This is a genomic window from Ruegeria sp. CL3 (assembly GCF_056536505.1).
Genome location: NZ_JBQFPT010000015.1, coordinates 24,310 through 41,014, shown reverse-complemented (window position 1 = coordinate 41,014; position 16,705 = coordinate 24,310). Strand labels below are relative to the sequence as shown.

Annotated in this window: 17 protein-coding genes; 5 read left to right on the top strand and 12 right to left on the bottom strand. The window is 58.4% G+C overall.

The annotated features are described in order from the left end of the window. The first annotated feature begins 51 nt into the window (after positions 1-51). The 4 genes from cobD (at position 52) to ACR0NO_RS19665 (ending at position 3,717) form a co-directional block, all read left to right on the top strand. On the top strand, positions 52-1,011 hold the full coding sequence (gene cobD / locus ACR0NO_RS19680) for a threonine-phosphate decarboxylase CobD (protein WP_480725203.1): 960 nt from the start codon (positions 52-54) through the stop codon (positions 1,009-1,011). Beyond that, a complete protein-coding gene (gene cbiB / locus ACR0NO_RS19675) occupies positions 1,008-1,928 on the top strand; it encodes an adenosylcobinamide-phosphate synthase CbiB (protein ID WP_480725201.1) in 921 nt (306 codons plus the stop codon). Before cobD ends, cbiB begins: the two co-directional genes overlap by 4 nt. Positions 1,929-1,938: 10 nt before the next feature. Continuing rightward, positions 1,939-3,102 (top strand): lytic murein transglycosylase, encoded by a 1,164-nt coding sequence (locus ACR0NO_RS19670; RefSeq protein ID WP_480725199.1) that lies wholly within the window; start codon positions 1,939-1,941, stop codon positions 3,100-3,102. Between the two features lie 129 nt (positions 3,103-3,231). Further along, the gene (locus tag ACR0NO_RS19665; protein WP_170556370.1) at positions 3,232-3,717 is read left to right on the top strand and encodes a LysM peptidoglycan-binding domain-containing protein; all 486 of its coding nucleotides are present in this window, start codon (positions 3,232-3,234) and stop codon (positions 3,715-3,717) included. A gap of 24 nt (positions 3,718-3,741) precedes the next feature. Here the strand turns inward: ACR0NO_RS19665 and ACR0NO_RS19660 are convergent, their stop codons facing one another. The 4 genes from ACR0NO_RS19660 to ACR0NO_RS19645 form a co-directional block, all read right to left on the bottom strand. Continuing rightward, on the bottom strand, positions 3,742-4,098 hold the full coding sequence (locus tag ACR0NO_RS19660) for a hypothetical protein (RefSeq protein ID WP_480725197.1): 357 nt from the start codon (positions 4,096-4,098) through the stop codon (positions 3,742-3,744). A 55-nt stretch (positions 4,099-4,153) separates the two neighbouring features. Further along, entirely contained in the window at positions 4,154-7,609 is a 3,456-nt protein-coding gene (locus ACR0NO_RS19655) for a chromosome segregation SMC family protein (protein ID WP_480725196.1), read from the bottom strand. 141 nt (positions 7,610-7,750) lie between these two features. Then, complete coding sequence (locus tag ACR0NO_RS19650) at positions 7,751-8,146, bottom strand: hypothetical protein (RefSeq protein ID WP_480565753.1); 396 nt, start codon at positions 8,144-8,146, stop codon at positions 7,751-7,753. 35 nt (positions 8,147-8,181) lie between these two features. Then, positions 8,182-9,390 (bottom strand): aminotransferase-like domain-containing protein, encoded by a 1,209-nt coding sequence (locus tag ACR0NO_RS19645; RefSeq protein ID WP_480725194.1) that lies wholly within the window; start codon positions 9,388-9,390, stop codon positions 8,182-8,184. A gap of 150 nt (positions 9,391-9,540) precedes the next feature. On the opposite strand from ACR0NO_RS19645, the gene ACR0NO_RS19640 reads away from it, so the two are divergent. Then, entirely contained in the window at positions 9,541-10,317 is a 777-nt protein-coding gene (locus ACR0NO_RS19640; RefSeq protein ID WP_170641456.1) for an FCD domain-containing protein, read from the top strand. Positions 10,318-10,334: 17 nt separating this feature from the next. Here the strand turns inward: ACR0NO_RS19640 and ACR0NO_RS19635 are convergent, their stop codons facing one another. The 8 genes from ACR0NO_RS19635 to ACR0NO_RS19600 form a co-directional block, all read right to left on the bottom strand. Beyond that, complete coding sequence (locus ACR0NO_RS19635; protein WP_480725192.1) at positions 10,335-11,849, bottom strand: FkbM family methyltransferase; 1,515 nt, start codon at positions 11,847-11,849, stop codon at positions 10,335-10,337. 150 nt (positions 11,850-11,999) lie between these two features. Next, positions 12,000-12,857, bottom strand: a complete 858-nt coding sequence (locus ACR0NO_RS19630; protein WP_480725190.1) for a DUF5672 family protein — start codon at positions 12,855-12,857, stop codon at positions 12,000-12,002. A gap of 147 nt (positions 12,858-13,004) precedes the next feature. Then, complete coding sequence (locus ACR0NO_RS19625; RefSeq protein ID WP_170556362.1) at positions 13,005-13,565, bottom strand: F0F1 ATP synthase subunit B; 561 nt, start codon at positions 13,563-13,565, stop codon at positions 13,005-13,007. A 5-nt stretch (positions 13,566-13,570) separates the two neighbouring features. Beyond that, entirely contained in the window at positions 13,571-14,122 is a 552-nt protein-coding gene (locus tag ACR0NO_RS19620) for a F0F1 ATP synthase subunit B' (RefSeq protein ID WP_170463175.1), read from the bottom strand. Positions 14,123-14,208: 86 nt separating this feature from the next. After that, positions 14,209-14,433, bottom strand: coding sequence for a F0F1 ATP synthase subunit C (locus ACR0NO_RS19615; RefSeq protein ID WP_005981269.1), 225 nt, complete (start codon positions 14,431-14,433; stop codon positions 14,209-14,211). A 48-nt stretch (positions 14,434-14,481) separates the two neighbouring features. Continuing rightward, positions 14,482-15,240 carry a F0F1 ATP synthase subunit A gene (locus tag ACR0NO_RS19610; protein ID WP_170641464.1) on the bottom strand — a complete coding sequence of 253 codons (759 nt, stop codon included), beginning with the start codon at positions 15,238-15,240 and terminating at the stop codon, positions 14,482-14,484. A gap of 2 nt (positions 15,241-15,242) precedes the next feature. Then, a complete protein-coding gene (locus tag ACR0NO_RS19605; RefSeq protein WP_170380482.1) occupies positions 15,243-15,575 on the bottom strand; it encodes an AtpZ/AtpI family protein in 333 nt (110 codons plus the stop codon). Positions 15,576-15,760: 185 nt separating this feature from the next. Beyond that, positions 15,761-16,672 (bottom strand): DMT family transporter, encoded by a 912-nt coding sequence (locus ACR0NO_RS19600; protein ID WP_170668029.1) that lies wholly within the window; start codon positions 16,670-16,672, stop codon positions 15,761-15,763. Positions 16,673-16,705: the final 33 nt, after the last annotated feature.

Genomic DNA, 16,705 nt, shown 5'->3' with positions numbered 1-16,705 from the left:
CGAAAATCCGCTTGAAGCGGGACGAATACGTCATTTGGGACATGCGGTGGGATGAACGATAGCGAATTGAATCCTCGTGCGAAACGCGACCATGGTGGCGGTCTGGATGGAGCTATCGCGCAATATGGCGGCGCGCGCAGCGATTGGATCGATCTGTCCACCGGCATCAACCCGCATCCCTACCCGATCGCAGGGTCGCACCCCTCGGATTGGACCGAACTGCCCGATCATGGGGCGTTCGAGCGGCTCAGCACAGCCGCCCGCCAGTTCTGGAATGTCCCGGCTGAGGCAGCGATCCTGCCCGCGCCCGGAGCTTCGGCTCTGATCGCGCGCATTCCCGCACTTGCGGCGCAAGGACGGGTGCTGATCACGATGCCCACCTATAACGAACATGCTGCCGCTTTTAGGGCTCAAGGCTGGTCGGTGCAGGAAACCGGCCATGCTGATGCGCGCGTGATCGTACACCCGAACAACCCGGATGGCCGGGTGTGGCAGGCCAGCGACGCCACCGCGCCTTTGACCATCATCGATGAAAGCTTTTGCGACGTGGTGCCCGGTGCCTCACTGATCCATCTGGCCGGACAGCCCGGCGTGATCGTTCTGAAAAGCTTTGGTAAGTTCTGGGGGCTGGCCGGGATGCGGCTGGGCTTTGCCATCGGTGCATCGGAACTGATTGCCAGACTGAACGACCTGACGGGCCCTTGGTCTGTCTCGGGGCCTGCTTTGCGGGTCGGAACACAAGCCCTGCAGGACACGCATTGGGCAAACGAGACCCGCGTGCGTCTTGAAGACGAGGCCACCCGGCTGGACGCCATGGTTATTGATAAAGGCGCGCGGCTGGTCGGAGGCACAAGCCTGTTCCGCCTCTACGAGGTCGATGATGCAGCCCTCTGGCAAGACCGTTTGGCGAAGGCACATATCTGGAGCCGCATCTTCCCCTATTCACAACGCTATCTGCGCCTTGGCCTCCCTCCTGCACACGGGTGGGATCGGCTGGAGGCCGCGCTGTGAGCATTCCCTTTCTGTTGGTCTGCGCCATGTGTCTGGACGCGGCGTTGGGAGAGCCGGACTGGCTCTGGTCCCGCATCCGGCACCCTGCGGTGGTGATCGGCAATGCCATTGGATGGCTGGACAATCGGCTGAACTACGGGGCGGCGCGGTACGCCAAGGGCGTCTGCACGCTGATCCTGCTGGTCGTGGTCGCCCTTGGTGTCGGCTGGGGACTGGCACAGCTGGGCGGAGTTGTGGAGATTCTGGTCTGTGCGATCCTGTTGGCGCAGAAGTCGCTTGTGACCCATGTCCGCGCCGTCGGCGACGGGCTAAGCGCCTCGCTTTCCGAGGGGCGCGCACAGGTGGCCATGATCGTCTCGCGCGATACGCGCGACATGGCCGAGGAACAGGTCGCCCGGTCCGCGATCGAAAGCGCGGCAGAGAACCTCAGCGACGGCGTTATCGCGCCCGCTTTCTGGTTTCTGGTGGCGGGCCTGCCGGGGCTACTGGTCTACAAGGCCGTGAATACCGCTGACAGCATGATCGGCTACCGCACCGAGAAACACCGCGATTTTGGCTGGGCCTCGGCCCGGTTCGACGACCTGCTGAACCTGATCCCGGCGCGCCTGACCTGCCTGATGATCTTGGCGCTGTCAGGCCAATGGGCGCGCTGGAGGGATATCCTGCAGGATGCTCGCCGCCATATCTCGCCCAATGCAGGCTGGCCCGAGGCCGCCATGGCCCGCGCGTTGGACGTCGCACTGGCCGGGCCGCGCAGTTATGACGGGCAGTTGCGCGATCTGGCCTGGGTCAATGGCGATGCGCGCCGTCCAATCGGCGCGGAAGAGGTTTTCCGCGCATGCGACATGCTCTGGCGTGTCTGGGGGCTTGCGCTTGGCCTCGTCTCAGTGTGGGTTGGGATCAACGTGATCTTCTAAAGGACGCCCCATGCGCTTTCTGTCCGGCCTCTTCGCCGCCGCCCTGTTCGCCTCGCCCGCCTTTGCGCAATGTGGCGGAGGGTTCAATGCCTTCGTCAAAGGGCTGAAGGCCGAAGCGGTCCAGCAAGGGTTCGACAAATCCACCGTCAACGCCTTTTTCAAAGGGGTGCAGCAGGACAATGCGGTTCTGAAAGCCGACCGCGCGCAGGGCGTGTTCCAGAAACCGTTCATCGAGTTTTCCCGCCGCCTGATCTCGCAGAACCGGATCGACCGGGGCAAGGCCATGTCGCGGAAATACGATGCGGTCTTCGACCGGATCGAACGCGAATATGGTATCTCACGCGGGGTCCTGCTGGCCTTCTGGGCGTTCGAGACCGACTACGGCGCGTTTCAGGGCGATTTCAACACCCGCAATGCTCTGGTCACGCTGGCCCATGACTGCCGCCGCCCCGAGTTGTTCCGACCCCAGATCTTCGCTGCCATTGAGCTGTATAGTCAGGGCAATTTCGACCCCGCCCGCACCACGGGCGCCTGGGCCGGAGAAATCGGCATGGTCCAGATGCTGCCCCACGACATACTGGAAAACGGCGTGGATGGGGATGGGGACGGCAAGGTCTCGCTGAAAACCTCGGCCCCGGATGCGCTGATGTCAGGTGGCAAGATGCTATCCCATCTGGGTTGGCAGCCGGGCCAGCCCTGGCTGCAAGAGGTGACAGTGCCCGCGCAGATGGACTGGTCGCTGTCCGGGCCGGGCAAACCTCGTGCAGTGTCTGACTGGCAGGCAATGGGTGTGCAGGCCCGTAGCGGCTCGCTGGCCAACCTGCCTGCCTCGCTGATCCTGCCGCAGGGGCACAAAGGGCCGGCCTTTCTGGCCTATCCAAATTTCGACGTCTATTTCGAATGGAACCAAAGTTTTACCTACGTCCTGACAGCAGCCTATTTCGGCACAAGGCTAGAGGGCGCACAGATCTATGACGCGGGCAATCCGGCAGCAGGCCTGAACGGCGCACAGATGAAGCAATTGCAGAGCAAACTGCAGGCGCGTGGCTATGACGTGGGCAAAATCGACGGGATTTTAGGGGCTGGTACCCGAGCGGCAGTGCAGGCCGAACAGAAGCGGTTGGGCCTGCCTGCGGATGCCTGGCCTACGCCTGACTTACTGAACAGACTCTAGAAGGAGCACCCCCTACTGGCTGAACAGAACGTCAACAGGGGCGCGTGATGGGCCATTTTCCACCGGTCTGATTTTGTGCGGGAACCTGTTCGGGGTATGATTCCCTATCCATTGCGAAGGAGTTCATTGATGAATATTGAAATACTTCAGCCCCAACCCTTCGACATCGTCGGCCAGACAATCATGATCGCAGGCAACGCCGTTGGCTTTGAAGGACACCTTTCCATCTCGGTCACCGAAGGTCATGTGGAATTCACTGGAGCCGCGACGGCTGGGGCAATTGCGCTTCGCCAATTTCAGGCCACGCTGGAAGTCCCTGACAATCCGAATTTCCAACTCGACCGTCTGTTCCTGACGGTCAAGGATGACAGCGCCGGTGGTGAGGGCGGGATTCCGACCGTCCATGTCCCGATCTTTTACGGTCCGCGCATTCTGCCGGGATATGTCGGGTATAGGAACTACACCGTCGCGCCCGGAGATACTCTGACCGCGATCTCTGTATCGCAATACGGTAATGCTGGGCAGGTCTCGGTGATCCAAAGGGCAAACGCGCATTTTATCAGCGACCCGAATGTGATTTTCCCCGGTCAGGAGTTGAGGATTCCGATTGTCTGATCGCGCGTGAGTAGCGGCAGACAGCTATTGCTCTTCGGGTCTAACTGGATACCGATCGCCCTCTTGATCGATCAGAATCAACCGATCGCCGCTGCGCACATAGAGATCACACCGGCTGAACCCGTTGCGATAGGCGATACAAACGCTGCCATCCTCGGCAATGGAATAGGTTCCAAAGGCGGATTCTCCGCTGGCGTAGGTGTAGGAATAGGCCCCTCCGGCGGAGTATTTGGACTGACCGTCGTCAAAAAAGGTCAAGGTTCGGCCTGCCAAACCGTTCAGCTCTTCAGAGGTCAAAGGCACGTCTCCGGGCTTTACGGCCCATTCGGCGGCAGAAAGCGGGGTGGCGGAGAGCAGGGCAAGCAGGAAGAAACGTATCATACCGCCACCCTAGCCCGAAGCGTCGTGAAACAGGCATAACGTTGCGGTGAGGGGATCAGGCGACCATCTGCTCGGCTTTTTTCAGATCGACCGAGACCAACTGGCTGACGCCCTGTTCCTGCATGGTCACGCCGAACAGCCGATCCATCCGCGCCATGGTTACTGCGTGGTGGGTGATGATCAGGAACCGTGTGTCGGTCTGGCGGCACATCTCGTCCAGCAGGTCGCAGAACCGGGTGACGTTGGCGTCGTCGAGCGGCGCGTCGACCTCGTCCAGCACGCAGATCGGCGCCGGGTTGGCGAGGAAGACGCCAAAGATCAGCGCGGTTGCGGTCAGGGTTTGTTCACCCCCGGACAGCAGGCTCAGGGTCGAGAGTTTCTTGCCCGGGGGCTGGCACATGATTTCCAGACCGGCATCCAACGGGTCATCGCTTTCGACCATGACGAGATTGGCCTCGCCGCCGCCGAACAGGTGCTTGAATAGCATCGCGAAGTTCGAATTCACCTGTTCGAACGCGGTCAGCAGACGCTCGCGGCCCTCACGATTGAGGCTGGCGATACCGCTGCGCAGGGCCTTGATGGCCTCTTCCAGGTCGGCCTTTTCGCCATTCAGCGTGTCGAACTCGTCCTGAACTTCTTTGCTGTCCTCTTCGGCCCGCAGGTTCACCGCGCCCATCGCATCGCGCTGACGTTTGTGGCGATTGACCTCGGCCTCAAGCGTGTCGGCGGCGGGCATCTGATCTGGGTTCACGTCCAACTGGTTCAGCAACTGGTTCGGGGTCAGCTGCTGATCTTCGGCAATCCGCTCGGCCGTTGCCGTGACGCTTTCCTTCGCCGCATCGCAGCGCGCTTCGGCTGCCGCACGGGTTTCACGCGCCTCTGAGGCCAAGCGTTCCGCGTCCCGCTCAGCCACGACAACTTCACGCTGCTGAGTTTCGGCCTCGGCAAGCTTATCGGCGGCCTCAGCCCGGCGGGCTTCGGCGGCTTCGATCATCTCGTTCAGCTCTTCCCGCGCTTCGGCGATCTCGGCGGGCGCGGCCATGGCCTCAGAGAGTTCCTCCTCGGACCCCTCCTTGCGGTCGGCCAGTTCGGAAATCCGCTTTTCGGCAGTCTCCAACCGGTGCTTCCACCCGCTGAGGTCTTTCGTCACCTCCTGGCTACGACGTGTCCGGGCCTCACCTTCGCGGCGCAACTCATCATGGGTCGAGCGGTGGGTCAGCATGGTGATCCGCGCGGCTTCGACCGTTTGCTTGATGTCTTCAACCTGCGCGCGGGCACTGTCGAGGTCGCCCAGTTCGGCCAGCGCGGCCTCGGCCTCACGGAGTTGCGCGCGGGCGGACATGGCGTCGTCCTTGTGGCGATCCACAGACAAGGTCAGAGTTTCCAGCTTGCCCTGCGCCAGATTGCGATCCGCCTCAGCGCGCGACAGGGCACGGGCGGTTTCGGCCATCCGCTGATCCGCAGCGCGGCGGGCTTCGCGCGCACGACGGTCGGCTTCGGTGACATCGGCCAATTGCTGCGACAGGGCCTCATGCGCGGCGCGAGCCCCTTCGGCCTGCGCCTCGGTGCGGGCGAGTTCCTGCTTTAGGGCTTCCAGCTTGTTCAGTTGCTCCAATCGCAAGGCGGCTGCGCTAGGGGCATCTTCGGCCCAGGCGCGGAACCCGTCCCAGCGCCACAGATCACCGGATCGCGACACCAGCCGCTGACCCGGTTTCAAGGACGCCTGCAACCGCGCGCCTAGCTCTGCATCCACCAAGCCGATCTGCGCGATCCGGCGGCTGAGGCGATCCGGCCCTGACACATGCAGCGCCAAAGGTTCGGCCCCTTCTGGCAGAGGCTGGTCCGCGTCATACCCCGCGACCTGAACCCAACCTGATGGCCCATCGCCCTCAACCAATGGCGCGCGCAGATCATCGGCCAAAGCCGCGCCCAGAGCCTTTTCAAAGCCCGGCGCGACGCGCAGCAGGTCCAGCACCTGCCCGCCTTCGGCGGTGTCCCGTTCGACCAGCTTGGCCAGTGCGGTAGTTTCGGCCCGAATGGCCCCCAACTCACCCTCGGCCTCGGACCGTTGGGCCCGCGCCTCAGCCTCACGCGCCTGCGTTTCGGTCCGCATCTCATCTGCGGCAGCCAGCGCTTCCTCGGCTGCTTCGGCGGCTTCCCGGGCCTCTTCTTCACCCTCTTGCGCCGCTTCAAAAGCGTCATCCGCGCGCGTCAGGGCAGACTTCGCTTCGTCCACCGCCACCCGCGCTTTCTCCTCTTCGCCCTCGGACCGGGCTAGGGTCTTGCGGCTGTCCTCAACCAAGCGCTGCGCCGACTGGTGGCGCGCGACCAAGCGAGCCATATCCTCGGTCTGTTGAGACAGGTGGTCTTCGCGTTCCTGCAGGATCGAGGCCGCTTCGCGAGCCACCTCAGCTGCTTCAGCGACCTTCTCATCATGACCTTCCGCAGCCTTGATCAGCTCGCGGGCTTCCCATTCCAAGCGCTCGATCATTTCGCCTGCATCGCGGTTTAGGCCCGTTTCGCGTTCGATATCGTTGCCGAGTTGCTGGATGCGGTTGGTCAGTGTCTCAATGGTCTGGCGCGCGCGGGTTTCCTGATCTGAGAGCTGATCGCGCTGCACTTGCTGGCGTTGCAGGACGGCGGCGGCGATGGCCTCTTCTTCGCGCAGGGGAGGTAAGGTTTCCTCGATCTCGGCGCGTTTGGCGGCGGCTTCCCGGGCGGCAGCCTCGGCGCGTGAAGCTTCGGTGATCCGGTCGCGCAGTTTGTCTTCGGCAACCTGGCGGGCGATATCGGCCTCTTTCCAGCGCCGATAGAGCAACATCCCCTCAGCCTGCCGCAACTGTTCCCCAATCTCGCGGTAGCGGGCCGCCTGACGGACCTGACGAGCCAATTGCGCAAGTTGGCCGCCCAACTGTTCCAGCACGTCATCGACACGGGTCAGGTTGGCCTCGGTGCCCTTCAGCTTCAACTCGGCCTCATGCCGTCGCTGATAGAGGCCCGAGATCCCGGCAGCCTCTTCCAGAATGCGACGACGGGCACGGGGTTTGGCGTTGATCAACTCGGCAATGCGGTTCTGCCCCACCAGCGCGGGCGAATGCGCCCCGGTCGAGGCATCGGCAAACAGCATCTGTACATCGCGGGCACGCACATCCTTGCCATTGGTCTTGTAAGCGCTGCCCACGTCGCGGGTGATGCGGCGGACGATTTCCAACTGGTCGCTGTCATTGAAGCCCGAAGGCGCCAGACGTTCCGAGTTGTCCATGGTTAGGACCACCTCGGCAAAGTTGCGCGCGGGTCGCGTAGCCGCCCCAGCGAAGATCACATCCTCCATCGCGCCGCCGCGCATGGATTTGGGGCGGTTTTCACCCATCACCCAGCGCAGAGCCTCAAGAAGATTGGATTTGCCGCAGCCATTGGGACCCACTACACCGGTCAACCCATCCGCAATGATCAGATCGGTCGGATCAACAAAGCTTTTGAAGCCGGTCAGTTTAAGTTTGCTAAAGCGCAAAGGCGGCCTGTCCCATGATTCCTAATACAGGGAAGTCTGCGCAACGGATTGGGGCCGAGTCAACGGATATGCGCAGGATATGGGCAATGGACCCGAGTTATCCACAACATCTTGGCAGTTTCACGCGCAATGCGACGCGCGCTAGTAGGGCGTACACTCAAAAACCTGATAGCCGGATTCCCCGGAATAACCATAGTTGACGCATTCATAAGACCGCAAAAGCAGCGCACCAAAGATCAGCTTTTCCCCAAGTTCCTGATCACAGCCCAACACGCCCACCGTCACCGCCGCATCCCCCTGCACATCCATCAACGGACAGCCCGAGACCTGCGCCATAGCCAGCGCCGCCCGGTCGCGAACCGGCCCCAAGCGCGGCGCGTATTGAGAGTTCACCCTCACCGCCTCGACCAATGGGCCGCGCACACGCACGTCAAAGACACTGCCATTCACCGCAACCCGCGTTGCAGGCATATCGCGGAAATGAGGCGAGCCACCCGAACAGGCAGCCAGCAGCAGGATAGGAAGTAAGCGCATCATGCTGCCGTTCTAACGACGATATGGTTAACGAAGCCTTACTGACCGCCAGCACGCAGCACCTGCCCAAGGCGCCGAATGCCCTCGCGGATGGTGTCCTCATCGGAGTTTGAGAAACTCAGCCGAAGGGTGTTTTCACCACTGCCATCCGGGAAAAACGCCTGACCGGGAACAAAGGCCACTTTGACCGTGTCCAGAGCTCGGGCCAAAAGCGCAGCACCGCTGGTCCCGGCGGGCAGCGTCAGCCACACGAACATCCCACCCTCGGGTTTGGTCCAGGAGACACCGTCGGGCATTTGGGCCTGCAACGCCGTCAACATGGCATCGCGGCGCGCGCGATAGGTCTGCCTCACTTTTGGGATATGGCTTTCGAAACAGGCCTGCGCCACCTGATGCACAGCCATTTGGTTGATCGTGGCCGAATGGAGATCCGCCGCCTGCTTCATCAGAACCAGCTGCGAGATGATAGGTTTGGCCGCCACAACCCAACCAACCCGCAACCCCGGCGACAGGGTTTTCGAGAAGCTGCCGCAATAGATCGTCCGACAGCCCTCAATCGACCCCTTCCGCGCTTGCTCCAGCGCCAGAATCGGAGGGATTGGCGCACCGTCATAGCGCAGCGCCTGATAGGCCCCATCTTCGATGACCACGCAGTCCAGATCCTCGGCCAGATCCAGCAGCGCCTCGCGCCCACGCAGATCGACAGTTTCACCCGTGGGATTGGAAAAGTCCGGCGAGAGATACGCGAATTTGACCCGTCCCTCGCCTGCGGCCTTTCGATATTCCTCGGCCCCTTGATTGCCGGGAATGCTGAGCTGGTCGAAACGCGGCTCATAGGCATTGAACGCGGAGATTGCACCCAGATAGGTCGGCCAGCCGACCAAGGCGGTATCGCCGGGAGACAAGAACAGCTTGCCCAAATAGTCCAGCGCCTGCTGCGAGCCCGAAGTGATCAGGATGTTGTCCATGTCAGACGCGACTCCGATTGAGGCCATATGGTCGACCAACCATTCGCGCAGCGGAGCATATCCTTCGCTCACCGAATATTGCAGCGCTTGCGCCTGCCGGTCCGGACCAAGAGCTGCCTGAAAGGCCTGCGCAAACGCGTCCGCCGGAAACAGGGCAGGATCGGGGATACCACCGGCGAATGAGATGATATCCGGCTGATCCAGGAGTTTAAGCAACTCCCTGATCTCGGATGCCTTCATGTTCTGCGTCCGAGTGGCGAATAGCGGATGTGTGGTCATTGGACTCCTCCGATCTCAATGCGCGCAGCCTATGCAGACACTAAGTAAAGTCAATAATGCTGACCTAATGTTTCACACGATGTGAAGCCCCTGTTCTTGAACCCGCACGCGCCCTGTGGTCATATGTTTTGACCAATTTCGGACGACCCTATGCCCTTTCAGAAAATTCAGACTGAGAAGCTATCGATTGCTGTGGTTCGGCAGATTGAGCTGCTGATCCTGCGTGGCATCCTGCGCCCCGGCGAGAGATTGCCGTCAGAACGAGAACTGGCCGAGCGGATGGGAGTCTCGCGCCCGTCCCTGCGCGACGCCATCGCCGAATTGCAGGAGCAAGGCTTGCTGACCGCAAAAGCCGGGTCAGGGATCTACGTGGCCGAGGTGTTAGGATCTGCCTTTTCGCCAGCGCTGATCCGATTGTTTGGCAGCCATGAAGAAGCGGTGTTCGACTACCTCTCATTCCGCCGCGACCTCGAGGGGCTGGCCGCCGAGCGTGCCGCGCGTCTGGGATCGACAAGTGATCTGAAGGTCGTTCAGGCGATCTTTGACCGGATGGAGACCGCCCATGCCCGCAACGCCACCCAAGATGAGGCGCAACTGGACGCGGATTTCCACATGGCCATCATCGAGGCCAGCCACAATGTGATCATGCTGCATATGATGAGGTCAATGTATGACCTGCTACGTCAGGGCGTGTTCTACAACCGCCAGATGATGTTCCAGCAACGCGCAACCCGCGAAGCCATCCTCGACCAACACCGAGCGATCAATCAGGCACTGCAACAGCGCGATCCTTTCAAGGCAAAGCAAGCTGTTGAAAAACACTTGAGTTTTGTCGAAAAGTGTCTCTTTGAGCAACAAACCTCGAAACGAAATGACGAAATCGCAAAGCAAAGACTTCAACATCTACCGATGATGTGGCCCGATTGATGTAGGTTTACCAATTCCTAGGTTGGTCGTACGGCAGCAACAACCGTCGCTTCACTTTTTTGAATTTCAAAACCGTAAGCCTCCAGCTTTTCTAGTAATTGCTGAACGGTTTTCCCCCGATCGTAAAACACTCCAGGATGCAATTCCACGATCATTGCGCGACAGTTGCTAAGCGCCGCTGCATCTTGGGAAATCAGATCGAACTCAGCGCCTTCAATATCACACACCAAAGAATACTCACCTTCAATGCACTCTTGTTGCAGTAGCTGCGTCAATGTTATGGCTTGCACCGATATTCTTTCGCCACCGGTTCCGTTGTCCCGCCAGTTTTCAGCGACATGGCTACCGTGGGTACCGGAGGTGACCGTAAACGAGATACTATCTCTTCCAGAATAGTCTATCGCACAATTAACTAGCGCCAGTTTTCGACTAGGGTTGATAGCGAGCGCGTTTTCTCTGCATAGGTCTAAGAGTTCGGGGTTAGCTTCGACAACAACTTGGCGAGCGTCCTCGTTCAGTTTTCGATTCAAAAGTCCTGAGACAATTCCATAGGATCCACCAAGTTCAACGACTGGGAGATCAGGAGGAAGATAGTCCTGCATCAAATTGCGCTCTGGTTGCTGATAAATCCCTTTGTAGAGGGCGTGGTACGCAGCAAAAGGAATATCTTCGGGGTAGCTGAATCGCATTCCGTCTATTTCAATGGTGTGCCCCGACAGTTTTGAACGAATTTTCTTCTTCGCTTTTTTACTCGGCCGAACAAAGTTTGGTCCGCGTTCAAATCCAAGGTAGCGATCTTTTCGCCCCTTACCTTCCAATGTACCAATGTCGACTGTTGCACATGTCGTGGTTACAGTCTTCGGCTTGAATGCGCGAGCATATTTTTCTTCGAACCTATTGCAAGATTCCTTGAACGCATCGTCAATCTTGCCTAGGCCCAAATGCTCCACTCGGAAATCGACGACGTAACAAGAGTATCCTCGCATTTCGGCCTGCGCAACGAGGTCTGTTCCATAGAGATGAAACCCCGTGAGATCATTCGAGAATGCAACGCGGGTGTTTTGGCGAACCACCATGAAGTTCTCATCAAGAGAATTCACCCTGGCTATTGGGTTCCTTTTCGTCCCTGCGACAACTGTGTTTCTTTCAGTCAAATAGTAATAACGATCTTTGCCTCCAACTCCTGCGTTCCCTAAAACCGCCCAATTTGGATCCAGCTCGCTAACTTGTGAAATTACTTCTCGCAACCTTGCGGGTCCATCTATTGCAAGGATATCCTGATGGCACAAAATCGCATACCGCCCTCGAGCCTGGTTTAGGGCCGCATTCAAACCAGCAAATCCATCACCAGTATTTTCCGCGCGATTGTCGACATATAGAAACTCGCAAAATGTATCATCAAAACCCGCATTTCGCATTGAAACAATCATATTTTGGTATTGATCAGCGCTGGACACCAACGAACAGAACGAAAACTCCAACTCGTACCCGGTCTTGTTGGTTACGACAGACGCCTTCGGTATCGTTTTCATTTCTTTTCGTCCGTTTCCTCGCGCGACATGCGTCGCAGTTTGCACAAAGCAAGATTGTACTGAGCTCTGCCAGGCTGGTGTCCAATGAAACCTGCCGACCAAGTGTTTGCCTTGTTTGACACTTCGGCAGAAGCAATAGTCCGGGCTTCGCTATTCAGTTTTTCCCAAATATCCTATCGCAGCCTTCAATTCGGCGGGCACATGTTTTACCCAAAAGTCAGGCTCATACCGCTCATAAGCATGACCGCCCATTGGTAATTTTCTGTCAAGCAGTTCATATAACTCTGACGGACAAGCTTCAAAGGCAAATTGAGCGGCGTCTCTCGGCCGTGGAACCCGAAATTCTGGAAATCTTTCTGGCACAAATCCGGACCAAAAAATGTCCTCGTTTACACCGGATTTCACAACCATTACCCTGGAATTTAGAAAAATTCGACAAATCCAATCAGCAATACGCACGAAACCAAGCTTAGAAAGCGTACTAAAAAACTTGGTTCGATTGATCATTTTCGTCGATTGCAACACCCTCAAAGCAGATTGAACGTGGCGCAAACTGAACCCTCCATTCAACGTCTTCAAGAGCTTCAATGGCCTGTGAGGCTCGCTATACCCTTTAAACATAGGTGCTCCGACAAATGCATAGCCTTTTTGCACCCACTCCTCAACTTCATCCCTTAGAACAACCGCATCATGCTGACAGATCAAAATGTACTCGCTGTCCAAGAAGCGGCGAAAAAATGTCTCGCTCTTTAGTAGACTGTTGTAACCTTTTACACTTTCAAAGTGATTGCCTTCAAAGAGCTCCAAGAAAACTTCCTGTCCGACCGCTGGTGATATGACATCTCTCGTTTTTCGTAGCAAATCACGTTGACAGCGTGAACCAATGAGCACGACTCTATTTCTCGCCAACACGTCCAGATTGTGCTTGAGTACCTGAAGCTCAGCCGAACAAAGTTCACGATAGACCGGAACCACAACAGTACATGTACTGCTTACTGACTTGTTCAAGATCAATCTCCTAAGTCACTCTGTTTCAATGCAACCAGCAGGTACTATAGAAGTGTTGTTCTTTGGAAATACAGGGCGTCCGCAACGTTCGGTGTTGTTATGTTTCAGGCACCTCAACAGGCGCCTGAAACATTGGTCTTGCATGCTCTAGTGCAACTTAGCACCGACATCAGCAATGGCCGCGTCGATCAGCTTGTTCGCCTGCGTCGCAGTCATCTGTTTCGCCAGAACGGCGTTTGCAGCGGATACCGCAACCGAGATCGCCTGATCGCGAACTTCCTTCACAGCCGAAGCTTCAGCCGAAGCGATCTGATCCTGCGCGGCCGCCAAACGGCGTGCGATGGATTTTTCCAGATCGACCTTGGCCTGTTCCGCTGCCAGAGCCGCATCGTCCTTGGCCGCAGCCACGATGGCATCTGCCTGCGTCTGCACTTCGCTCTGCTTGCGCTCGTACGAGGCCAGCAGGCTACGCGCTTCTTCATGCAGGGCGCGGGCTTCGTCCAGCTCGGACTTGATGCCCTCGGCACGGTTGTCCAGGGCGCCACCGATCATGCCGGGGACCTTGAAGTAGAACAGAACCGCAATGAAGACGATAAAGCCCAGAAGGACGACAAAGTCGGTGTTGCCCAGCGAGAAGAACGGGCCTTTGGCCGCCAATGCGGGGCTGGCTGCGCCGAAGGTCAGGATAAGGGCAAGAGTGTTCCGCATGTCACTTATCCTTTCATCTGCGCGTCAACGGCACTGTCGATGGCTTTGGCATCCGCCTCGCCGCCCAGTGCGGTCACCAGTTCAGCCGCCGTATCCTTGGCAACCACTTGAATGCTTTCCAGCGCACCGGCACGGATGTCGGCAATAGCCTTCTCCGATTCAGCCGCCTTTGCAGCGATTTCCGCATCCGCCTTGGCAATCGCGTCATCCAGACCAGACTGGATTTCGGCGCGGGCTTCCGCTGCGATACGCTGTGCCTCAGAACGGGCATCGGCCAGCGCCTTGTTATAGGCCTCTTCGGCCTCGACCGCTTTGGCCTTCAGATCTTCGGCCGCAGCCAGGTCATTTGTAATGGTCCCCTGACGTTCAGCCAGGATTGCCGCGATGCGAGGCAGAGCCACGCGAGACAGGACCAGAAAGATGACGACCAGCGTAATGACCAGCCAGAAAATCTGGTTGGGGAACCAATCGAAGCAGAGCTGCGGCATCCCGATGGCAGAGCCATAGGAGTCGACGCACGAGCCGGCTACCTCTTTTGTAAGGGGTTCAGTCGCCATGATATCCTCCGTCGGAAACTTGTCTTTACAACAGGTGGGCCGCTATGGCTTGGGCCCACCTGCGCGTAAGGATCAGGTTCCGCAGATTATACGGCGAACATCAGCAGCAGCGAGACCAGGAATGCGAAGATCCCCAGGGCCTCTGCGAACGCGATACCGATGAAGAGGGTTGCGGTCTGCGAAGCAGCCGCCGAAGGGTTGCGCAGAGCGCCGGCCAGGAAGTTGCCTGCTACGTTGCCCACCCCGATTGCGGCTGCGCCGGAACCGATTGCTGCCAGGCCTGCGCCGATGTGTGCGAGATCGCCTTCCATGATGTATCTCCTTACGAATTGGAAGTTTCGATGTTGGGTGTTCGGACCTTAGTGCGACGGATGCAGGGCATCTTTCAGATAAACACAGGTCAGAATGGTGAATACGTAGGCCTGAATGAAGGCCACCAGGACCTCAAGACCATACATTGCGGTGATCGCCAGAACGGACACGGGCGAGATCACGGCAACCGCAGCGAAGCCTGCGAAAACCTTGATAACCGCGTGACCAGCCATGACGTTACCGGCAAGACGAATGGAGTGGCTGACGGGGCGTACGAAGTACGAGATCAGCTCGATGATCGCCAGGATCGGGCGCAGAGCCAGAGGCGCGCTGGAGACCCAGAACAGGCCCAGGAACGCGGCACCGTTTTTGACGAAGCCCAGAACGGTCACGGTCAGGAACACAGCCAGCGCCAGCGGGATGGTGACCGCGAAATGCGAGGTTGTTGTGAACGAGGTCGGGATCAGGCCCAAGAAGTTGGCGCAGACAATGAACATGAACAGGGTCATGACATAGGGGAAGAACTTAACGCCTTCCTTACCGCAGATGTCTTCCAGCATCTTGTAGACGAAACCGTAGGTCAGCTCTGCGACCGACTGCATACGTGTCGGAACGATTGCGCGCTTCGATGTGGGCAGAACCAGAAGCAGAACAACCGCGACGATTGCAAAGAACAGCCACAGGGTCACGTTGGTGATGGTGAACATGCCAACCGCGCCGTCGCCAAACAGCGGTTTGACGATGAACTGATCCATTGGGTGGAATACCAGGCTGCTGCCTTCTGCTGCGGTGGTCTCAGTTGCCACGTTCAGTCCCTCTCGTCCTTCTCGGCGGCCGTCGCCGCCATTTGTTTCTCTTGGGCCTCTTTCGCGCTGCGGAGCATAACCTTCACGCCCGCGACAAGGCCCAGCAATGTGAACAGCACCAGAAAGATCGGGATTGTCCCGAGCAGGCTGTCCAGCCCGTATCCGATGCCAAATCCGATCCCCAGACCGGATACCATTTCGATGACCATCCTCCAGGCAAGCTCGCCTCCGGATACGTCAGCATCTGCACGGGGTTTTGGCTGTTTCGCCTTTTTCGCCGCGTCGATCTTGGCCTCAAGCTGCGCCATACGCTGCTTTTGGTCGTCATCGGTCACGGGCGTTTCCCTCGTACAGTCTTGAGGCTAGGTGCTAAGGGGCAAGGGGCGCAGAGTCAACGGGCTTGCGCGCCCGAATTGACGCAGGTTAAAGTACTGATTTTAAAATAATAAACCACCTATTCAAAATCGCTCAACTGCACAGGCAAAGGCCAAAATCAAGCAATCCGCCTAAAATGCCATATTCAACCCTTTGGTTGATCTTTTACTTCCGCGCCTTGGCGCATCCGCCGAACAATGCGGCCATCGATCAGCAAAAGCCCGACAAGGATCGCTGCCATACCAAGCATATGCTCGGGGCGCAGGGCCTCTTTTAACACCCACGTTCCCAGCACCAACGCCGAGACCGGCGCGATGAGGGTAACGGTTGAAATGTTCGTCGGACCCACTTTGGGCAGCAGCCAATAAAACACGATGAACGCCGCCGAGGTCAGGACAAATCCGATCATCAGCAGAGACGCCCAGGTCTCAACCCGGGTGACATGGGGCAACCCCTCTTGCCAGAGGGCCAGCGGAGTGATTGCCAGTGTTGCTCCGGTCAGAGCCAAGGCAACCAGAACCACGGGCTGCATATCCTGGAACGCGCGCGCGAAGTTGACCGAGAAGGCATAGCAGACCGGAGCCAGCAGGATCAGCAGTATGGCCCAGAACTGGGAACCGGCCCCGGAATACAGAACCGGCAGCGACAGCACGACAATGCCCGCGAACCCACAGACCACGCCCATAGACTTCAAGAAGGTTGCCCGCTCACCCCCCGGCCAGAAATGCGAGACGATGACCGCGAAGGCAGGCGTCGTTGCATTCACGATACCCGCCACGCCGGCACCAATATGCTGCTGGCCCAGCGCGTAAAACGCGAATGGCGCGGCATAGCTGAGCGCACCAAACCCCAGTAAGGCAATCGCGCGGTTGCCTGACAGGCGTACGTTCAGACGGGCGCCAATGACGTAAATCCAGCACCCCAGTGCTCCAAACCCAACCCGCCCCATGGACACGGACAGCGGCCCGAGTTCGCGCAGCAAAATGGCGTTGAACATGAAAGACATGCCCCAGCCTATGCCGAGGATACAGATCACCAGCCAGTATTTCAGCGGCATTGAGACACCCATTTTCAAGTCAACGCGCAGCAT

Excerpts from the sequence above, each read along its gene's own strand:
- ACR0NO_RS19645 (WP_480725194.1), bottom strand. The coding sequence starts at position 9,390 with ATGACCACACATCCGCTATTCGCCACTCGGACGCAGAACATGAAGGCA.
- ACR0NO_RS19650 (WP_480565753.1), bottom strand. The coding sequence starts at position 8,146 with ATGATGCGCTTACTTCCTATCCTGCTGCTGGCTGCCTGTTCGGGTGGC.
- ACR0NO_RS19640 (WP_170641456.1), top strand. The coding sequence starts at position 9,541 with ATGCCCTTTCAGAAAATTCAGACTGAGAAGCTATCGATTGCTGTGGTT.
- ACR0NO_RS19620 (WP_170463175.1), bottom strand. The coding sequence starts at position 14,122 with ATGGCGACTGAACCCCTTACAAAAGAGGTAGCCGGCTCGTGCGTCGAC.
- ACR0NO_RS19625 (WP_170556362.1), bottom strand. The coding sequence starts at position 13,565 with ATGCGGAACACTCTTGCCCTTATCCTGACCTTCGGCGCAGCCAGCCCC.
- ACR0NO_RS19670 (WP_480725199.1), top strand. The coding sequence starts at position 1,939 with ATGCGCTTTCTGTCCGGCCTCTTCGCCGCCGCCCTGTTCGCCTCGCCC.
- cobD (WP_480725203.1), top strand. The coding sequence starts at position 52 with ATGAACGATAGCGAATTGAATCCTCGTGCGAAACGCGACCATGGTGGC.
- ACR0NO_RS19660 (WP_480725197.1), bottom strand. The coding sequence starts at position 4,098 with ATGATACGTTTCTTCCTGCTTGCCCTGCTCTCCGCCACCCCGCTTTCT.
- ACR0NO_RS19665 (WP_170556370.1), top strand. The coding sequence starts at position 3,232 with ATGAATATTGAAATACTTCAGCCCCAACCCTTCGACATCGTCGGCCAG.
- ACR0NO_RS19600 (WP_170668029.1), bottom strand. The coding sequence starts at position 16,672 with ATGCCGCTGAAATACTGGCTGGTGATCTGTATCCTCGGCATAGGCTGG.
- ACR0NO_RS19635 (WP_480725192.1), bottom strand. The coding sequence starts at position 11,849 with ATGAAAACGATACCGAAGGCGTCTGTCGTAACCAACAAGACCGGGTAC.
- ACR0NO_RS19615 (WP_005981269.1), bottom strand. The coding sequence starts at position 14,433 with ATGGAAGGCGATCTCGCACACATCGGCGCAGGCCTGGCAGCAATCGGT.